Below are 19,131 nucleotides of genomic sequence, written 5' to 3'. Positions count from 1 at the left end.
CACATTCTGCCTTTTGACTTTAAGACTTTGGCTTTCGACCAAATTCTTATTTATAACTTCTTTGAACTAATTTAATGTTTTCGTAATTCAGAGGTTCTTTGTGTAACACTGCATCACTTGGTTTTCCTTTGTATTCCCAAGCTGCAACGTATGCAAAGTTATCATCGTCACGAAGTGCCTCTCCTTCTTCTGTTTGGTATTCCTCACGGAAGTGACCTCCACAAGATTCGTTACGGTGCAAAGCATCTTTCGCGAACAATTCTCCTAATTCTAAGAAATCGGCAACACGAGTCGCTTTTTCTAATTCCTGATTAAATTCGTTAGCGCTTCCTGGCACTTTTACATCTTTATAAAACTCTTCACGTAAAGCAGCAATTTCTTCGATAGCTTCAGTTAAACCTTTAGCGTTACGAGCCATACCTACTTTATCCCACATAATTTTTCCTAATTTTTTGTGGAAGTAATCTACAGAGTGTTTACCATTATTATTGATAAATTTCTCGATTTGATCTTTTACCGCTTTTTCAGCTTCAACGAATTCTGGTAAATCTGTAGAAATTTCACCCATTTTAATATCTGGAGCTAAATAATCTCCGATAGTATAAGGTAATACGAAATATCCATCAGCTAAACCTTGCATTAAAGCAGAAGCTCCAAGTCTGTTTGCTCCGTGATCAGAGAAGTTAGATTCTCCAATTGAGAAACATCCTGGAATTGTAGTCATTAAGTTATAATCAACCCAAGTTCCACCCATTGTGTAGTGAACCGCTGGGTAAATCATCATTGGCGTTACATAAGGATCTTCGTCAACGATTTTCAAGTACATTTGGAACAAGTTTCCGTATTTACTTTTTACGATTGCAGTTCCTAATTTAGTTACTAAAGCTGAATCATTAGCATCTAAACCTTTTACGTAAGCTTCTTCAGTTCCGTAACGTTTGATCGCTGCTGCGAAATCCAAGTAAACTGCTTCTCCAGTTTTGTTAACTCCAAAACCAGCATCACATCTTTCTTTAGCTGCACGAGATGCAACGTCACGAGGTACTAAATTACCAAAAGCTGGATATCTTCTTTCTAAGAAATAATCTCTTTCGTCTTCAGATAAATCAGTTGCTTTTTTCTTTCCTTCGCGGATTGCTTTAGCATCTTCTAAGTTTTTCGGTACCCAAATACGACCGTCATTACGTAAAGACTCAGACATCAAAGTCAATTTAGACTGGTGATCTCCTGAAACTGGAATACATGTTGGGTGAATTTGTGTGTAGCAAGGATTTGCGAAAAACGCTCCTTTTTTATGAATTTTCCAAGCTGCTGTTGCGTTACTTCCCATAGCATTTGTAGAAAGGAAAAATACGTTTCCGTATCCTCCAGAACCAATTACTACCGCATGAGCAGAATGTCTTTCGATTTCTCCAGTGATTAAGTTACGAGCGATAATACCTCTCGCTTTTCCGTTCACGATTACAATGTCTAACATTTCGTGACGGTTGTACATTTTAATTTTACCACGACCAATCTGACGGTTCATTGCAGAATAAGCTCCTAACAATAATTGTTGTCCAGTTTGTCCTTGTGCGTAGAATGTACGAGAAACTAAAGTTCCTCCAAAAGAACGGTTATCTAATAATCCGCCGTATTCACGAGCCAATGGCACCCCTTGAGCCACACATTGGTCAATAATGTTAGCAGAAACTTCAGCTAAACGGTGAACGTTTGCCTCACGTGCACGGTAATCTCCTCCTTTTACAGTATCGTAAAATAATCTGTAAACAGAGTCACCGTCACCTTTATAGTTTTTTGCCGCGTTGATACCTCCTTGTGCTGCGATAGAGTGCGCACGACGTGGAGAATCTTGGAAGCAGAATGCTTTTACGTTATATCCTAACTCAGCCAAAGTAGCCGCAGCCGAACCTCCAGCCAAACCTGTACCAACAACGATAATATCTAAATTACGTTTGTTAGCTGGGTTTACTAAATTAATATGATCTTTATAATTTGTCCATTTGTCCGCTATAGGACCATTTGGAATTTTTGAATCTAATGCCATTATAATTGATATTAATTATTGTTTGAAATGATGAAATAAAGCGATAATTATGAAAAGCGCTGGTACTACAACTGCAAACCAGTAACCTACTTTACTTAAAAATCTAGAGTATTTGTTGTGCATTCCCATTGATTGAAGAGAAGATGCAAATCCGTGCCAAAGGTGGAAACCTAAAAGTACGAAAGCCACACAATATAATCCTGTACGGATTGGATCATGGAATTTATGAACTAACTCGCCATAATACCTTGTTGCATCTGGTGCTGTCCCTGCTATGTACTTGTAAGCAACTTCAGGAAACCAAAAATCATAAAAATGCAATCCTAAGAAAGCCAAAATAACCAATCCAGAAATAATCATATTTCTAGAACTCCAAGAAGCATTAGCAGCTCCATTGTATTTTGCATAAGCAATTGGCCTTGCAGCGCTGTTTTGTGCCGTAAGTACAAATCCCATTACGAAATGGAAAATTACCCCGAATGCCAAAATTGGTTGCATTACATACTGAATCAGCGGATTGTAACCCATAAAGTGAGAAGCCTCGTTGAAAACGTCTTCACTAATAATAGAAATAAAATTTAAGGAAACATGCAGCGCTAAAAACGTGATTAAGAATATTCCCGAAAGAGCCATAGCCACTTTCTTTAAGATGGAAGCATTCAACTGTGCAGATTGTGCCATAAGTGTTAAGTAGTTTGTTTTAAAAATTACACAAAAATAACTCAAATACAAAAGAACTACAACCATTTCGTTGTTATTTATAATCATTTTAAAATAGACTACGTATACGTATTTTTACGTATAAATTTAGTATAGAAAAATCCAAAAAATGACATATCTGTCTTTTCACCTCATTTTCAATACGTATTCAGATTACTAAAAATTTATCATATTGTTATTTTATTCAAACTTTTGGTTTGATTTCTTTAAAAGTGCTCTCTACTCCTAATTTTATCCAAGCAAAAAATTGTCATTCCATAACATAGTTTTACCTTTAGCGGCTCAAAAAATTAAGAATGAAAACAGGAATTGATGCTATCTCATTTGATGTAGCAAACATACATTTACCCATAAAAACTTTGGCTGTTGCCAGAAATATTGAACCAGAAAAACTAGAAAAAGGTCTTGGATTACTGAAAATGACTTTCCCAGACGTTCATCAGGACGCTGTAGTTTTTGGAGCAAACGCCTTGACAAAACTTATCCTTGACAATAAAATCAACCTAAATGAAATAAGCCGAATTTATGTTGGTACCGAAAGCGGTGTTGACAGTTCGAAACCAATTGCTTCATATTTAATTAGTTTAATGGAGCAAAAATTTGGTGAAGACGCTTTGGCTGAATGTGACGTTGTTGACTTTACTTTTGCATGTATCGGCGGTGTTGACGCGATGCAAAACTGTTTGGATTTTGTAAAATTGAATCCGACGAAAAAAGCGATTGTCGTAACAAGTGATTTTGCAAAATACGATTTAAATTCTGGCGGAGAGTACACTCAAGGCGCTGGAGCGGTTGCGATGCTGATTACAGCTAACCCAAAAATCATTGCTTTTGATGACAATTGGGCAACAAGCACAAAAGGCGTTTTTGATTTCTTCAAACCATACAGAACTATTTCTAAAGAAGAAATTACAAAAAACTCAAACAACGATTCTTGGTTTGACAACTTAGAAGCTGAAATCGAAATTCACAAAGATCAGCCGGTTTTTGATGGTCAGTATTCTAACCAATGTTATATGGATCGTACGCGTAATGCTTACTTTTCATTCAAAAAATTAAAAAATACTACCGAGACTTTATACAATACTTGGACGAGTATTATCATGCACTTGCCGTATTCTTTCCAAGGACGTCGAATGTTATCTGAAATTTATGCTTTAGACAGTGCTGAAAAAATTATTGCTGATGATATCGCACCTGCAGATTATCAGACAAAAATTAAAGAAGTAGCAAAATCTGATGATTACAAAACATTTGTAACTGAAAAATTACAACCTGCTGAATTAGCTTCTTCTTTAATTGGAAACCTTTATACTGGTTCTATTTTCATGGGATTATTATCGACTTTGGCTCATTTTTACGATACAAAGAAAGAAGTTGCAGGAACTAAATTCGGTTTCTTAGCTTACGGAAGCGGCTCTAAATCGAAAGTTTTTGAAGGAACAATTCAACCAGAATGGCAATCGGCTTTGGCAAATGTGAAGCTTTTTGAAAATTTAGCAGAAAGTGTAGAAATTGACTTCAACACTTACGAAAGTCTTCACAAAAAAGAACAAAAACAAAGTGTAAGAACTCCGAAAAACGAATGGGTTTTAGACAGAATCGAAAAAGAGATTCCGGTTTTGATTGGAGCTCGTTATTATAAATGGGTAGATTAAATTCCAATTTTTAAAAACCCAAATTCCAAATAAAAAGCCGAAGTTTTAAATAGCTTCGGCTTTTTTGTTTACAAACAGTTTGTCATCCTGAGCGAAGTCGAAGGACACGCAAGTAATTCCAGATGCAAAATCGACAATCTTTGTAGAGCTGCTAACGCGTCCTTCGACTTCGCTCAGGAAGACACACTTAACGCAAAAAACCTTTGTCAAAGTTTAAAACTTTGACAAAGGTAAAATCGCATAGTTTCAAGTATTAAGAATTTTCTAATTATCAAATTGCCACATTATCTAATTAAACTCAATCCTTTTTATGCTGTTCGGTATAATTTTGATTGCCTTTAAGACGCGTATCTTCCGTATGCATTCCATTTGCCATTCCGAGCATGAAAGCGGTCATAATCAGAATTACTTTTCGTTTTAACCAATGAAGTCGCGGCTTAGATTGCTCTAAACCTTTTTTATGAGTTTGTTTATACATCTTAAAATGATAAATGATTAGACATTATGAATCATCTTATGCCATGAAATAGCATATTGGCGCAGAAATAGAATTTCTTAAACCGTGTATAAACTTTTCTGGAAGTTGCTTGAAGTACTTATTTCATTTATAAAAACCGATTGCTTTATAAATGAAATTATATTTTGATGCAGATTTTTATGTAACTGAAAAACTATTCGAGTATGCAAACTCAAAACTTCTGTTAATCTAAAACGAGTTAAAAGTACCGGGAATGAAGTTTTTTCAGATCTTTTTACTTGATTAAAAACATAAACTCGAAGATTTTTAAGATCTATTTCTTTTCTTGAAACAACAAAAGAAGATTGATAATACTCAGGAGAATTAGATTGAGAATATAAAATACCATCGCCTGCCATTACGACCAACGCCACAAAAAGAGAAAGCAGGTATTTTATATGGTTTTTCAAAATCTATTTCAATTTTTAAAGTATTTCTTTACAATATTAGCTCTTTGTTTTTAATTACGAATCAACTTTTAATGTTTTTCTCATCCAAAATCAACAATGCCAATCCTAAAACAAAAACTACGCAACTCAAAAGCATCCAAATTCCATCTTTCAAGACAAAAAAAGAAAATCCAACAGTAATTGAACCAACAATTACCATCAAAGATTTTAACGTTTCTGTTTTTATAAAAGTAAATGCATGCAACGCCAAACCAAGAAAAAGTAAAGACGGACCAACAGCTATAAACGGATAAAAAATAAATGGTGAAATTGTAATTTGATGACTTAATGCTTCTTTTGCGGTTTCATTATTTCCATAACTTGATATTATAAAATCGATTGTGCAAAGACCAATATGCGCAATAACGCCTAAAGTTGTCAAAACAGAAGCAACTTTACTAATCTTTGTTTTAGGAAAAACATCATTAAACGAAAGTAAAAAACAAACTCCGATTAAATTAAACCAATGTGCAAAATCGATCGATTCGCTTAAACTTGGTATAAGACCTGAAAAAAATAAATAACTAACTAAAAAAAGTACTACTCCGATCATGCAAAAATGTTTTGTTTTCATAATTTGTTTTAAAATTGATGAAGCAAAACTAAAACGAAACCTTTTCTAAAACCCCAATTTTACTCACTTGGGTACAAAATGCATTGTTTTAGGTACGAAATTTACAAAGCCAATAAAACTTCTTTGTAGTTTTTAGAAACCGGAAGTTCGATTTGAGTCAAAATAATAGTATTCGAATTTCTCCAAGATTTAAAATGCGACTGATTTATTAAATGTGAACGATGAATTTGCATTAAAAAATCAAAGTCATCTTGAACTTTTTTGAGCGAAGAACGAATTAGTTTTGATTGAAGTTTTCCATTTTCGATATAAAAAATCTCAACATAATTTTGCGCATTCGAAATGCAAACCAAATCGGCTTTTTTGATTTTTAAAATATCTAATCTGTTTTCGCCTTTAATTACCAAAATATCTTCTTTTACAGGAATGAGTTTTATCAAATAAGTTCTAGCAAAAATAATTACTGGAGTTAAAATCAACGCAACTTTTACGAATATGATATTAAAAAACTGTCCAAAGGTATAACCTCCATTTAAAATTGGGCTTTTGTAGTAGGCGTAAATTCCAATTAAATAAATGAAATAATAAAAGAAAAGACTTAACAGTTCAAGTTTTACATTCCACTTTTGAGTTTTATCGTAAATCTTTTTTTGAAGAAAAGCGAGAATGGCATAACAAACAAAAGCTAATCCGCTAAAACCGATACTGATTAAAAGCCACGATTTTAAGTTTATGGTTCCATCGTCAAAAGGTTTTATGATAAAAGCGAATATAAAAAGCCACATGCTTATAAAACTCGCAATTATTAAATGATGTTTTATTGACGGATTTAGTTTGTTCATTTTTTAGTTTAGCTATTTCTCTCATTTTTGTCATTCTGAGGAACGAAGAATCTTCATAAGTGGCTCCGCAAACAAATCGACAATCTTTGGCGAGCTACTAGCGAAGATTCTTCGTTCCTCAGAATGACAAACTTTATGGTTATCTATCTAGAAATTGTAAATTTATTATGACTCAAAACAAAACCTAGATTTTCATAAATCGCCACGTTTTCTACTCGTCTTTTGTTTGTTGTTACTTCTATGCTTTTCAGATTATTTTCTTCTGCGTATTTTAGAATTTCATCAACCAATTTTCTTCCAACTCCTTTTCCACGGTGGCTTTTATCAATCCAAAACTCTTGAATTTCGCCAACTAAACCACAATGATGCAGTAAATTTTGAGTGTGAAAACTAATAAAACCTAAACTTTCGTTTTCATCTTCTGCAATCAAATAAACGTTATTTGGATTTGAGATATTTTCATTAAATATTCTTGCGAAAACTTCAAAATCTAAAATTTTATTTTCGAGTTCGCAAATTGATTTGTAGACGAAATTTAGGTCGCTATTTTGGATTGTTCTTATGTTGATGTTTAAGTTCATGATTTATGTAAAAATTCAGAATCCTTAATTTTTCAAATTTAATTCCGTTTTCATTTGCCCTACCAAATTCTTGAAATTCGACTGGCTCATTAATTCTGAATTCGCCTCCGAAAGCCAGCTATCAAAGTTTTTGATATCTTTTTTCAAAAAATAAGCTTGCAAAATATTATAAGCATTTTCACTATTATAGGTTTTATCTTTAACCTCTTTCAAAACCTTACGATACACATTTTTTGCTTCTTCCAAATCACCATTTTTTACCAGTGCATAAATCAACTCCTTATTGGTATAACTATCAAGAGGATTTTGTTTTACCGCTTTGTTCAGCACAGTAATTGCATCATTATAACGCTTAAGACAATTGTATGAAAAAGCTAATTCGACCTGTAGACCTTTATAATCAGAATTAATTTTATTCGCTTTTTCCAAAAATTCCAAAGCTTTTTCACATTCATTCCATCCATTATACATATAACCCCATTTGTAAAGTCTATCAATTGAGCCTTCATCTGTTTTATAGCCTTTAAGCCAGTCCGGCAATTTCTGAATTTGCAATTCTGTAAATTTTGATTCAGGAATAAATGCGACCAAATTATTATTGGGCTCTAATCTATATTTCATAGCTCCCTGAAGTTCTTTTTTCGTAGATATAAATTTTCCCTTTTCGTCTATTTTAAAAGTTCCTTCATAATCAAAAGTTAATCCTGCTTGTGAATCGATATAAATAAACCCATAAGGATGATTCCCGATACTATCTGCTGAAAAAGCAACCCACCTATCTTCACTTTGAACAAATTTTTTATCAAATTGAAGCGAGTTCTGCGCAGAAACAATCAAAGACAAAATAAAAAAAGACAACGTAAAAAATTTATTCATGATTTTGTTTTTAGGTTTTGGCTGTACGAAAATACTAATTAAAAGAATCATTCTTACAAAAATTAAAAATCCGAAAAACCTCTTATGAAAACGGAATGCGTGAGGGATAGAGGCGGTATCCTTTTATGAATCGATAGCGGAATAAAAGGTATAGCCGAAAGCCCGACCCGGAGGGGCACGCCATTATTTTTAAAAGATGCTAAGGTCCTGAGATTCTAAGTTGCTAAGATTAATAAAAATCGTAAAATCTACATGAAACGAAATCGCTAAACTCTGTAGAATTACGAGTGTAATCTCTCCTTCTTCGAAATGACATGATTGAGAAAAAACTTTACCCTGATCCCTCGACTTCGCTCAGGAAAACAAAACACAACTTTGAGCCTTCGCGTCTTGGTGGCAAAAACAATAAATAAGAAAACTTTAATAAATCAATTTCACGCGATATATTTAAAATACGTAATTTTGAAATTCGAAGTTCAAAAACGAAATAATTATGAAATATCATCAAATAAACAGTGGTCTTTTTGTAAAAAACCGCAGAAAATTCATGGCAGAAATGAAACCTAATTCGGTTGCCGTGTTCAATTCAAATGACATTTACCCAATCAGTGCCGACAGTACTTTACCTTTTGCACAGCACAGAGATATTTTTTATCTGAGCGGTGTTGACCAGGAAGAAAGTGTTTTGCTTTTGTTTCCGGATGCGCCTTATGAGCACCAAAGAGAAATTCTTTTCTTAAGAGAAACAAACGATCATATCGCAGTTTGGGAAGGTGAAAAATTGACTAAAGAACGAGCTTTTCAAGTTTCTGGAATTAGAACGGTTTATTGGTTACAAGATTTTCATAAAATTTTGAACGAAATGATGACATACGCAGATACGATGTACATCAACACCAATGAACATTACCGTGCAACTGTTGAAACAGAAACTCGCGAAGCTCGTTTTGTAAAATGGTGGAAAGAGCGTTATCCAGCACACAATGTTGCAAAAAGTAACCCGATTTTGCAAAGAATCCGTTCTGTAAAAGAAAGCGAAGAAATCGATTTGATTCAGCATGCTTGTGATATTACAGAAAAAGGTTTCCGCAGATTATTAGGATTCGTAAAACCAAATGTTACCGAATATGAAATCGAAGCTGAATTAGCTCACGAATTCATCCGTAACCGCTCTAAAGGTTTTGCTTATACGCCTATTATCGCTTCTGGAAACAATGCCAATGTTTTACACTATATCGAAAACAACCAGCAATGTAAAGAAGGTGATTTGATTTTACTTGACGTTGCCGCTGAATATGCAAATTACTCAAGCGACATGACCAGAACAATTCCGGTTTCAGGACGTTTTTCAGATCGTCAAAAAGCGGTTTACAATGCGGTTTTAAGAGTTAAAAATGAAGCGACAAAAATGCTTACGCCAGGAACACTTTGGAAACAATATCATGTTGAAGTGGGTAAAATCATGACATCTGAATTATTAGGTTTAAGATTAATCGACAAAGCTGATGTTCAAAACGAAAATCCAGAATGGCCAGCATACAAAAAATATTTCATGCACGGAACGTCTCACCACTTAGGACTTGACACGCACGATTACGGTTTGCTACACGAACCAATGAAACCAAACATGGTTTTCACTGTTGAGCCAGGAATCTACATTCCAGCAGAAAAATTCGGTATCCGTTTAGAAGACAACGTTGTGGTTCAGGAAAAAGGAGAACCTTTTAACTTGATGAGAAATATTCCAGTTGAAGTTGATGAAATCGAAACTTTGATGAATGAATAAAAAAACTAAAGCCCTTAATAGTAATTATTAAGGGCTTTTTTAATTTATAAATCGGTTTTTAATTATCCGATTTTTGAAATCTGAACGTCTAATTGGAATTTTCCGTCAGCTTCGTTTCCGTTGATTAGTTCGAAAAGTTCTAATGCTCTTCTGGCATTTTTCTCTTCTTCTCTTTGTTCCGCTACATACCACATCATAAAATCTTCTGTAGCATAGTCGTTTTCAGCTCTACATTTTGCAATTACTTTATTAATTGCCATAGTAACTGCAATTTCATTTTGCAAAGCGATTTCAAATACTTCTCTAAAAGAAGCAAATTCTTGCTGTACTTCAGGAACCGATGGCGTAATTGCAATCCCTCCCATATCTGTAATGAATTTGAAGATTTTTAGAAAATGCTCTCTTTCTTCTTCAGCTTGCTTATACAAATACTCTGCTGTATGTGCATAACCGTTTCTATCCAACCATGCAGCCATAGCTAGATATTTGTTTGAAGCGTCGCTTTCTAATTTTGCCTGTAAATTCAATATATTTTCTACGCCTTCAGTTAATGACGTGTGCGTTCTTAGTAAATCTTTCATAACCTTAAATTTTAGTACTTGTAAAATTACAAAAATTAAAGGACGCAAGCCTAAACGCCTGAAAATTTGGATTTAATCTAAGTAAGAATCTAAATAAGCTCAACATTAGCTACGCTACAAAGCATAGAATGTAAAGTAAGCGTAAATTTTGTTCCGTTTAATAAATCTCTTAACTGTATTATTTCACAGATAGTAAGATTTCTAGAAAAGTTTCTTTTAGTAGTTTCGATCAACTGTGCATCTGATTGGTCAGACAAATCATAAAGCATGTTAAGAATGTCAACGCTATTGACTTTTCTTTGAAAAATCAAAAAATCTTGAATTTTATAACTTGACACGGTATCAACAAAATTGATGATTATGCTATTGGTCAAATCACATTGGTAACTGTATCCTTTTTCGGTTTCAAATAATACTTTGGTAGTCAAATCGCTAACTAATGCCATTCTGATAAAATTATAACGATGCAAAAATATATAATTTACCTCAATTAAATACATAATTAAGACTAATTTAAAATAACAAATTCTTAATATATTTTTAAAAACATCTTAAAAGCACCAAAAACTGTAACGTTCTAAAGCATCTTTCGACTAATTTTGAAAACAAATCAATTAGAAATCATGCAAGCACACGAAATAGATTACCAGATTTTTGGAGAAGAAATGCAATATGTCGAGATCGAGTTAGATCCACAGGAAATTGTAATTGCTGAGGCAGGCAGTTTTATGATGATGGAAAACAATATCAAAATGGAAACTATTTTTGGTGATGGATCAAATCAACAAGCTAGTTCGGGATTGTTTGGCCAACTTTTGAATGCCGGAAAAAGGGTTCTTACGGGCGAAAGTCTTTTTATGACCGCATTTTTAAACCAAGGAAACACTAAAAGCAAAGTTTCTTTCGCATCGCCTTATCCAGGAAAAATCCTTCCGATTGATTTAACTCAGTTTCAAGGGAAATTTATTTGCCAAAAAAGTTCCTTTTTATGCGCTGCTAAAGGCGTTTCGGTTGGAATTGAATTTTCTCAGAAATTAGGCAGAGGTCTTTTTGGTGGTGAAGGTTTTATCATGCAAAAAATAGAGGGAGACGGAATGGCTTTTGTACATTCTGGAGGAACAATGGCTAAAAAAGAATTGGCTCATGGAGAAGTATTAAAAGTGGATACGGGTTGTATTATAGGTTTCACTAAAGATGTCGATTATGATATTGAATTTATTGGTGGTATCAAAAACTCACTTTTTGGTGGCGAAGGTTTATTCTATGCTACACTTCGCGGTCCTGGAACAGTTTACATTCAATCTCTGCCTTTCAGCAGATTAGCAGACAGAATTATTGCATCAGCACCAAGATCAGGTGGCAATAGTCGTGAAGAAGGAAGTCTACTTGGCGGATTAGGAAATCTTTTAGATGGCGATAATCGTTTTTAATTTTCATAAATATAGAATTGATGGCTTTCAGAAATGGAAGCCGTTTTTTTTTATCATATAAGTTATATAAGCTCATTTAATATTACTTCAAACGATGAATAATCTTAACTGAAACGAACTTATATGACTGATATGGCTTTTCAATTAGTACCTTTGCACTTTACCTTTTAAAACAACATTTTGAAAAATATCCTATATAAAAATACCAATATCTCTTTTACAGATTCAGGCGAAGGAAATGCAATTGTGTTGCTGCACGGCTTTTTGGAAAACAAACAAATGTGGCAAGAATATGTTGATCTTTTTGCAAAAACAAATCGTGTTATTACAATTGATTTACTAGGTCATGGCGAAACCGAATGTCTGGGTTATGTTCATGAAATGGAAGATAACGCAAATGTTGTCAATGAGGTTTTGGAATATTTACAAATTGAAAAAGCGATTATTCTTGGCCATTCAATGGGTGGCTATGTTGGTTTGGCTTTCTCCGAATTATACCCAGATAAAATCAAAAAATTAGTTTTGCTGAATTCAACTTCAAAAGAAGACAGCGCAGAAAAAAAATTAAATAGAACACGCGCTATTAAAGCGGTAAAGCAGAATTATGTAAGTTTTGTAAGTTTAGCTATTGCGAATTTATTCAGCGAAAACAACAGAATCCGTTTAGCCAATGAAATTGAAAAAGTAAAAGAACAGGCTTTAAAAACGCCTTTGCAAGGAATTATTGCGTCACTCGAAGGCATGAAAATCAGAAAAGACAGGGAAACTCTTTTACACGAAAACCGTTTTCCGGTTTTGCTGATCTTAGGCAAAAAAGATCCCGTTTTAAATTATGAAGATAGTCTTTCACAAATTGAAGATACGACTGTAGAATTAGTTTCTTTTGAAGATGGCCACATGAGTCACATTGAGAACAAGGAAGAACTCAAAAATATTCTATCTAATTTTTTTAATTAAAAAAAATCAAACCGAATCTTTACAAATCAGAAAAGGCCATTTCGAATAAAACATCGAAACAGCCTTTTCTTCTTTTGTGGGGGCAAAAAATTATAATAAAGCAATCTTGTCTTCTAAAATTTTGTCAAAACTGCTGTCGTTAATTCAATTCCTAATTTCTTTTTAAGAAGCGTCAAAGATATTTTAATTAACATTATTGGGCGATAAACACTTGTTAAAAATTCATCCAAAAATGGCCTTTAAATCACTTTTATCTATAGCATAATAATTCGCATTTATTAAAAGAAGATGTATAAAAAAATCCAACAAGAAAAAGAGATTTGTTTAAAAACGCAACATTTTCTTTCATAAAATTCATTTTAAAAATTCGCAATTTCCCGTAAATAACAGTAAATGAAGTTTTTAATTTTGATTTTTCAGAAAAATGACAAAATAAAAACGTCAGGAGCGCATCGATTTTGAATTAAAATCTAGAAGTAAAATGATTAATTTATTTTTTCTTCAAAAGGAATTGAGACATCAAAAATTTCATTTAAAAGCAAAACGATCTCTTCTAAATAAGAATTCAAAATCTGATTCGATACAATCATATCTAAATCTCTATCTTCTTTGAATGCAAAAGGCAGAAATCCCGATTTAAGATTTTTAAATGAAATAATCCCCACTTCTATTGGCATTTGGCCAGCCTCTTTTTCAAACATGAATGCATAAGCCAAAACCTGAATAATTTTATCGTTTTTAAGCTCCTTTGTCAGTCCATTCCATGTTTTCAGGACCACATTGGTCTTTTCAACTTTTCCGGTCTTATAATCAATAATTCTTATTTTACCGTTTCGTTGCTCAATACGGTCAACATTTCCTTTTATAAGTACAGGAAATGGCAAACTAGGATGTATTAATTCGCGTTGATACGTTTGTTCCAAAGCAACAATCTTAATCACATCTCCGTTTTTAATTGCTTCCATTTCCATTTTAAGAAAATTAAAAACATTTCGTTTCGCCACTTCAAAAGCCAAAAGATTTCGGCCTTTTTTAATCTCACCTTCTTTATAAACTGCTTTAAACTGCTTTAAAACTTCCTCATCAAGAAGCGTAAAACATTTTACAATATCTTCTTCTGAAATAAATCGTCCAATAAAAGGTTCGTAAAGCCCTTTTAAAGTTTCATGAATAATAGTTCCAAGTGTATTCAAGGCAATATTTTCCTCTACTTCTTCAACCTCTCGAATGCGAAGTATTTTTTGGAAATAAAAATCAATTGGATTTCGAATATAACTAGTCAATGCCGATGGAGAAAAACCTGCCGTGGCAATTTCTTTCAAACGAGTCATAACTTCCTCCGATTTCGGAACAACCATAGGAACATAAGCTGTAGAAGGCAAAACCGGATTGTAAATGTCAAAAGTCAAATTATGTTTGATTTGTTTTTCAACTTCCAACTGTGTAATAAAGCGGCTTCGCTCACCAGCGTCTAGCCCATCATTTTCAGTATTGTAAATCAGATAGATATTTTTTGCTCTTTGCAACAAATGATAAAAATGGTAGGTATAAATCGCGTCTTTTTCCTTAAAAGTTGGCAATCCCAATTCCTTCTTCACATCATATGGAATAAACGAATTTTGAGATTTCCCTGCCGGAAACTTCCCTTCATTCATAGATGTAATTATTACCGTCTCAAAATCCAGCACACGACTTTCAAGAACTCCCATTATCTGGAGACCACGTAAAGGCTCCCCTTCGAATGAGACTTCAGCAACATCGATAATTTGTTTGTAAATCGCATGAAGCGTATCAATATTATCAATATGATTATGATTCGAATAGTAATTAATCAGTTTGTTTATGACTTTAAAAACAGCATAAACAAAGGATTTTGCAATTTTTTCTGCTTCATTATCATTGTCAAAATTCTTTTTGATCAAAAGCAAGAGCTCGGAAATACTTTCAAGAACCGCTACTGAACCATTGTCCCATTTACTAAATAACAAATCAAATAGGTTAGATGACTTACCATACAGCTCAACTATCCTGTTTTGCGTAATAAACGTATAGTTATTCTCTTTAATGATTTTGACCAAATGGCTAGCATTTGCGTATGGCGCTACAAAAGGATGAGTCAAAATATCCAAAACATCTTTATAATAAAACACATAACTTTCTCCTTTGCGTGAGAGAGCATTAGTATGCATTTTAAACAATTTTGCAATTAAGATCTGAGATGGATTATTTTTTCCTGAATACCCCATTGTAATATTCAAAGCACCCACCGACGAAGGCAGAGAATACAAAACAGGAATCAACAAGTTTTCTTCCCCTAAAACAACCGCAACTTTGTCAAGTGATCCCAAAGGATTTTCGTCAATTAGTTTTTCTATGATGCTTCCCGCAATCTTTGCCTGGCCAATAGTTTTTGGAGATCCGATTACTTGAATGTTTTTAGATTTGGAAAAATCATCAACAATCCATTCAAAAGGATGAAATTTATAGTGTTTCCAACTGTCTTTAAAACGTCTTAAAAAAAGGCCCGCATCGTGATAAGGATCATTCAAAAAGGTCTGATCTGCATCCCAATATATTTTCGCTTGATCTAAAGCCAATAAATGTTGTACAATTTTTTCTTCTGCCGCGTTTAAAGCATTAAAACCTGCAAAAACAAATGATCGATCAGAAACCGTATTAGAAAAATGATTAAGATTATTTACAGCCTCACGATAAATCAAACCTTGATACCCAATTCCCTTATTAAGCAAGTGATTATACAATGAATCATAGTACAATGGCAGAAGTTTCCAAAAATCAATATAATTTTCGAGAAGTTTGGTTTTATTTTCAACCTCTATACCCCATTTTTTTATATCCTCGATATCTTTCAAATAAGACAAAACATGCTGTGGATCCAGAAGATAACGATCAATTTCATTAAAATCCTGCAACAATGTTTTTGCCCAATTAGCAAACAATTCAAAAGATTGCTGATGCTGTTTTTCGGTAACAGATAAATATACTTCATAAAATTCAAATAAAAGTTCAATTGAATCTACTGAGCGAATTGAAGCCACATCTTGAACAAAATCTTCAATACTAATTATTTCAGGCGAAAGAATTGTTTTTTGAGTTTCATTTTTCAGCGCTTCAATCAAAAAAACTTTTGCCCTTTTATTAGGAAGTATAATCGTTGTTTCTGAAAGCTTATCTCCATAATTCTGGATTACTACAGCTGCAATTTTTTGTAGAAAAGATGTATTTATCATTTTATAAAAATAAAAAAAGCCATTCAATTAAGAATGGCTTTTCAGTATTATTTAGAAAGTAAATTATAGTTTACCTTCGTATTTAGAACCAATGTGTCTAATTTCAGTTCTTCTGTTTTGTGCTTTACCTGCAGCAGTTTTGTTACTTGCAACTGGTTGAGAAGATCCAAATCCTTTAGAAACTAAGTTATCTGCGCTAACACCTCTTTCAATTAAAGCGTTCATTACAGCAGCAGCTCTGTCTTCAGAAAGTTTTTGGTTTACTTTAGCAGAACCTGTACTATCTGTGTGTCCTTCAATAGAGAATTTCGCGTTTGGATAGTTGATAAGGATTTGCTTAATAGCATCTAATCTAGCTTGAGTTTCTTTATCTCCAGTTTTGAAAGTAGCTTTACCTGTGTTGAAGTAAACCGCTCTTGCTTGAACTTTAAGATCTTCTAAAGCCTCAGAAGTAACTTCTGGACAACCTCTGTTACTAGCAGGTCCGTATACTGTAGGACAATCGTCATCTTTATCAGCAACACCATCTTTGTCAGCGTCTAATACTGGACAACCACCGTTTTCTTTTGGACCAGCAACTGTAGGACATTTGTCATCTTTATCAGCGATTCCGTCACCGTCTGTATCAGGACAACCTTTTAAAGCAGCTAAACCAGCAACATCTGGACAAGCATCATCTTTATCAGCAATTCCGTCTCCGTCTGTATCAGGACATCCGTTTAATGCAGCTAAACCAAATACATCTGGACAAGCGTCAGAAGCATCAACGATTCCGTCTCCGTCAGTATCAGGACATCCGTTGAATTGTTTTAAACCAGCAACATCTGGACAAGCATCGTCTTTATCGTAGATTCCGTCTCCGTCAGTATCTTTACCTCCGAATTTGAAAACCAAACCAGCCATGTGTTGGAAGTGAGAAACAGCATCTGGAGTTCCAGAAGCATCTTGTCTATCACCACTAACAGCCCATTTGTATCTTGTAGATAATTCAAGACCAATAGCATCAGTAAACCAGAAAGTTAAACCAGCACCTGGGTTAACAGTTCCGTAGCTGCTATCTCCGAAGAATGTGTATCCACCACCAACAGATAACGAAGGATCAACCACTTTAGATTTGATTAATTCTTGGAAGCTGTATTTGATAGTAGCATCAATTCCGTAGTACATTAAATCACCAGGATTAACAACTACATTTCCTCTTCCGTCATTTGCAGGATTGTTTGGTTCAAAAATAACGAATTTATCAATCTTATTTACAGAACCTGTTAGACCTACAGAGAATCCGCTACCTACATATCTAGACACACCGATGTAAGATAAAGAAGGTAAAATGTTCCAGTTGTCTTTTACGTCAAATGGCTGAGAAAAATGTTGGTCGAACCAGCCATTTCCTGCTCCAGAACTTGTTCTAGTATCCACTGCATTAACCCCAAATGAGATCGCCCATGGATTGTTGCTGTCTTGTGCGTGAGAACTTAAACCCATCACCATCATCACAGCAACTAAAAGTTTGTTAAGATGTTTCATACTTAATTTTTTTAATTACAATTTAGTTAATTACAAGCAAAAGTAACACCAAATTTTTTAAATACAAAATGAAATGTTAAAAAAAACCTACAAAAATTTACAGAATATGGTAATTATATAACTTTTAACATTTTACCTGTTAATGTAAATGCAGCTATCGCCTTGTCCAAGTGCTCTTTAGTGTGCGCCGCCGAAAGTTGCACTCGGATTCTTGCTTTATCTTTTGGAACAACTGGAAAGAAGAATCCGATTACGTAAATTCCTTCTTTCAGCAATTCATTAGCCATTGTTTGAGACAATTTTGCATCATACAGCATAACAGGCACAATTGCAGAATCACCATCAATGATGTCAAAACCGGCTTTTTTCATGCCCTCTTTAAAATAATTGGTATTCCACTCTAATTTATCTCGTAACGTAGTATCTTTTTCCAATAATTCGAAAACCTTTATAGAAGCGCCCACAATAGCAGGAGCCAATGAATTCGAAAACAAATATGGTCTAGAACGCTGACGCAAGATTTCAATAATTTCTTTTTTAGCTGTAGTGTAACCTCCCATCGCTCCACCTAAAGCTTTACCTAATGTCCCAGTAATAATATCAACACGTCCCATTACCCCTTTTGCCTCAAGAGTTCCTTTTCCTGTTGCACCAATAAATCCAGCAGCATGACATTCATCAACCATTACCATTGCATCGTATTTGTCAGCTAAGTCACAAATCTTGTCAAGAGGAGCAACCAAGCCGTCCATTGAAAAAACACCATCGGTAACAATTAATTTGAAACGAGAACCTGCCTCTGTAGCTTTAATCAACTGTTGCTCCAAGTCTTCCATATTGCTATTTTCATAACGATAGCGAGCTGCTTTACATAGACGAACTCCATCTATAATTGAAGCATGATTTAAACTGTCCGAAATAATTGCATCGTTTTCTCCTAATAATGGCTCAAAAACACCTCCATTTGCATCAAAAGCAGCCGCATACAATATAGTGTCTTCCGTTCCATAAAAATCGGCAATCTTTTTTTCTAAAGTTTTGTGAATATCCTGCGTTCCACAAATAAAACGAACTGAAGACATTCCAAATCCATGAGTATCCATGGCGTCTTTTGCAGCCTGAACTACCTCTGGGTGAGAAGAAAGCCCCAAATAATTGTTCGCACAAAAATTTAAAACAGTGTCTCCTGTTGAAATTGTAATTTCAGCTCCTTGAGCCGAAGTTATGATACGCTCCTTTTTGAAAATTCCATTTTCTTCAATAGTCTGCAATTCATTTTGCAGATGTTCTTTAATTTTACCGTACATTTCCTATTATTTAAAACGTTAAAAATTA

General features: G+C 33.9%; 17 protein-coding genes. 4 read left to right on the top strand and 13 right to left on the bottom strand.

What is annotated here, in order from left to right:
* Positions 1-46: 46 nt before the first annotated feature.
* Positions 47-2,047 (bottom strand): fumarate reductase/succinate dehydrogenase flavoprotein subunit, encoded by a 2,001-nt coding sequence (locus AAYQ19_RS18305; RefSeq protein ID WP_343538268.1) that lies wholly within the window; start codon positions 2,045-2,047, stop codon positions 47-49.
* A gap of 15 nt (positions 2,048-2,062) precedes the next feature.
* The gene (locus AAYQ19_RS18300) at positions 2,063-2,728 is read right to left on the bottom strand and encodes a succinate dehydrogenase cytochrome b subunit (RefSeq protein ID WP_343538494.1); all 666 of its coding nucleotides are present in this window, start codon (positions 2,726-2,728) and stop codon (positions 2,063-2,065) included.
* 335 nt (positions 2,729-3,063) lie between these two features.
* Here AAYQ19_RS18300 and AAYQ19_RS18295 point away from each other — a divergent pair, with 335 nt between their 5' ends.
* A complete protein-coding gene (locus tag AAYQ19_RS18295; RefSeq protein ID WP_343538266.1) occupies positions 3,064-4,425 on the top strand; it encodes a hydroxymethylglutaryl-CoA synthase family protein in 1,362 nt (453 codons plus the stop codon).
* 298 nt (positions 4,426-4,723) lie between these two features.
* Here the strand turns inward: AAYQ19_RS18295 and AAYQ19_RS18290 are convergent, their stop codons facing one another.
* The 6 genes from AAYQ19_RS18290 to AAYQ19_RS18265 form a co-directional block, all read right to left on the bottom strand.
* Entirely contained in the window at positions 4,724-4,903 is a 180-nt protein-coding gene (locus AAYQ19_RS18290; RefSeq protein ID WP_343538264.1) for a hypothetical protein, read from the bottom strand.
* Positions 4,904-4,980: 77 nt separating this feature from the next.
* Entirely contained in the window at positions 4,981-5,352 is a 372-nt protein-coding gene (locus tag AAYQ19_RS18285; RefSeq protein ID WP_343538263.1) for a hypothetical protein, read from the bottom strand.
* A 61-nt stretch (positions 5,353-5,413) separates the two neighbouring features.
* On the bottom strand, positions 5,414-5,944 hold the full coding sequence (locus tag AAYQ19_RS18280) for a hypothetical protein (RefSeq protein ID WP_343538261.1): 531 nt from the start codon (positions 5,942-5,944) through the stop codon (positions 5,414-5,416).
* A 122-nt stretch (positions 5,945-6,066) separates the two neighbouring features.
* Entirely contained in the window at positions 6,067-6,807 is a 741-nt protein-coding gene (locus AAYQ19_RS18275; RefSeq protein ID WP_343538259.1) for a LytTR family transcriptional regulator DNA-binding domain-containing protein, read from the bottom strand.
* 143 nt (positions 6,808-6,950) lie between these two features.
* Complete coding sequence (locus tag AAYQ19_RS18270) at positions 6,951-7,388, bottom strand: GNAT family N-acetyltransferase (RefSeq protein ID WP_343538257.1); 438 nt, start codon at positions 7,386-7,388, stop codon at positions 6,951-6,953.
* Between the two features lie 24 nt (positions 7,389-7,412).
* Positions 7,413-8,264, bottom strand: a complete 852-nt coding sequence (locus AAYQ19_RS18265) for a tetratricopeptide repeat protein (RefSeq protein WP_343538255.1) — start codon at positions 8,262-8,264, stop codon at positions 7,413-7,415.
* 493 nt (positions 8,265-8,757) lie between these two features.
* Here AAYQ19_RS18265 and AAYQ19_RS18260 point away from each other — a divergent pair, with 493 nt between their 5' ends.
* Entirely contained in the window at positions 8,758-10,050 is a 1,293-nt protein-coding gene (locus AAYQ19_RS18260) for an aminopeptidase P family protein (RefSeq protein WP_343538253.1), read from the top strand.
* A gap of 62 nt (positions 10,051-10,112) precedes the next feature.
* Here AAYQ19_RS18260 and AAYQ19_RS18255 read toward each other — a convergent pair whose 3' ends face one another.
* Positions 10,113-10,631 carry a ferritin gene (locus AAYQ19_RS18255; protein ID WP_343538252.1) on the bottom strand — a complete coding sequence of 173 codons (519 nt, stop codon included), beginning with the start codon at positions 10,629-10,631 and terminating at the stop codon, positions 10,113-10,115.
* An 89-nt stretch (positions 10,632-10,720) separates the two neighbouring features.
* Positions 10,721-11,131 carry a hypothetical protein gene (locus AAYQ19_RS18250; protein ID WP_343538251.1) on the bottom strand — a complete coding sequence of 137 codons (411 nt, stop codon included), beginning with the start codon at positions 11,129-11,131 and terminating at the stop codon, positions 10,721-10,723.
* Positions 11,132-11,254: 123 nt separating this feature from the next.
* Between AAYQ19_RS18250 and AAYQ19_RS18245 the strand changes: the two genes are divergently transcribed.
* Positions 11,255-12,061: a TIGR00266 family protein gene (locus tag AAYQ19_RS18245; RefSeq protein WP_343538492.1), complete on the top strand. Its 807-nt coding sequence runs from the start codon at positions 11,255-11,257 to the stop codon at positions 12,059-12,061.
* A 180-nt stretch (positions 12,062-12,241) separates the two neighbouring features.
* Positions 12,242-13,018, top strand: a complete 777-nt coding sequence (locus AAYQ19_RS18240; protein WP_343538250.1) for an alpha/beta fold hydrolase — start codon at positions 12,242-12,244, stop codon at positions 13,016-13,018.
* Positions 13,019-13,503: 485 nt separating this feature from the next.
* Here the strand turns inward: AAYQ19_RS18240 and AAYQ19_RS18235 are convergent, their stop codons facing one another.
* The 3 genes from AAYQ19_RS18235 to kbl all read right to left on the bottom strand — a co-directional run bounded on the left by AAYQ19_RS18235 (position 13,504) and on the right by kbl (position 19,103).
* Complete coding sequence (locus AAYQ19_RS18235) at positions 13,504-16,269, bottom strand: PD-(D/E)XK nuclease family protein (protein ID WP_343538248.1); 2,766 nt, start codon at positions 16,267-16,269, stop codon at positions 13,504-13,506.
* A gap of 63 nt (positions 16,270-16,332) precedes the next feature.
* Positions 16,333-17,796, bottom strand: a complete 1,464-nt coding sequence (locus tag AAYQ19_RS18230; protein WP_343538247.1) for an OmpA family protein — start codon at positions 17,794-17,796, stop codon at positions 16,333-16,335.
* Positions 17,797-17,909: 113 nt separating this feature from the next.
* A complete protein-coding gene (gene kbl, locus AAYQ19_RS18225) occupies positions 17,910-19,103 on the bottom strand; it encodes a glycine C-acetyltransferase (protein WP_343538245.1) in 1,194 nt (397 codons plus the stop codon).
* Between the last annotated feature and the right edge of the window lie 28 nt (positions 19,104-19,131).

The organism is Flavobacterium mesophilum (genome assembly GCF_039581405.1).
GTDB lineage: Bacteria > Bacteroidota > Bacteroidia > Flavobacteriales > Flavobacteriaceae > Flavobacterium.
Note: the sequence above shows the minus strand (reverse complement) of the source record. Positions and strands in the feature narration are given on the sequence as shown.

Bases quoted from the DNA above. Each gene is read 5' to 3' on its own strand.
- AAYQ19_RS18305 (WP_343538268.1), bottom strand. From the start codon at position 2,047: ATGGCATTAGATTCAAAAATTCCAAATGGTCCTATAGCGGACAAATGG.
- AAYQ19_RS18300 (WP_343538494.1), bottom strand. From the start codon at position 2,728: ATGGCACAATCTGCACAGTTGAATGCTTCCATCTTAAAGAAAGTGGCT.
- AAYQ19_RS18295 (WP_343538266.1), top strand. From the start codon at position 3,064: ATGAAAACAGGAATTGATGCTATCTCATTTGATGTAGCAAACATACAT.
- AAYQ19_RS18290 (WP_343538264.1), bottom strand. From the start codon at position 4,903: ATGTATAAACAAACTCATAAAAAAGGTTTAGAGCAATCTAAGCCGCGA.
- AAYQ19_RS18280 (WP_343538261.1), bottom strand. From the start codon at position 5,944: ATGATCGGAGTAGTACTTTTTTTAGTTAGTTATTTATTTTTTTCAGGT.
- AAYQ19_RS18275 (WP_343538259.1), bottom strand. From the start codon at position 6,807: ATGAACAAACTAAATCCGTCAATAAAACATCATTTAATAATTGCGAGT.
- AAYQ19_RS18270 (WP_343538257.1), bottom strand. From the start codon at position 7,388: ATGAACTTAAACATCAACATAAGAACAATCCAAAATAGCGACCTAAAT.
- AAYQ19_RS18265 (WP_343538255.1), bottom strand. From the start codon at position 8,264: ATGAATAAATTTTTTACGTTGTCTTTTTTTATTTTGTCTTTGATTGTT.
- AAYQ19_RS18260 (WP_343538253.1), top strand. From the start codon at position 8,758: ATGAAATATCATCAAATAAACAGTGGTCTTTTTGTAAAAAACCGCAGA.
- AAYQ19_RS18255 (WP_343538252.1), bottom strand. From the start codon at position 10,631: ATGAAAGATTTACTAAGAACGCACACGTCATTAACTGAAGGCGTAGAA.
- AAYQ19_RS18250 (WP_343538251.1), bottom strand. From the start codon at position 11,131: ATGTATTTAATTGAGGTAAATTATATATTTTTGCATCGTTATAATTTT.
- AAYQ19_RS18245 (WP_343538492.1), top strand. From the start codon at position 11,255: ATGCAAGCACACGAAATAGATTACCAGATTTTTGGAGAAGAAATGCAA.
- AAYQ19_RS18235 (WP_343538248.1), bottom strand. From the start codon at position 16,269: ATGATAAATACATCTTTTCTACAAAAAATTGCAGCTGTAGTAATCCAG.
- AAYQ19_RS18230 (WP_343538247.1), bottom strand. From the start codon at position 17,796: ATGAAACATCTTAACAAACTTTTAGTTGCTGTGATGATGGTGATGGGT.
- kbl (WP_343538245.1), bottom strand. From the start codon at position 19,103: ATGTACGGTAAAATTAAAGAACATCTGCAAAATGAATTGCAGACTATT.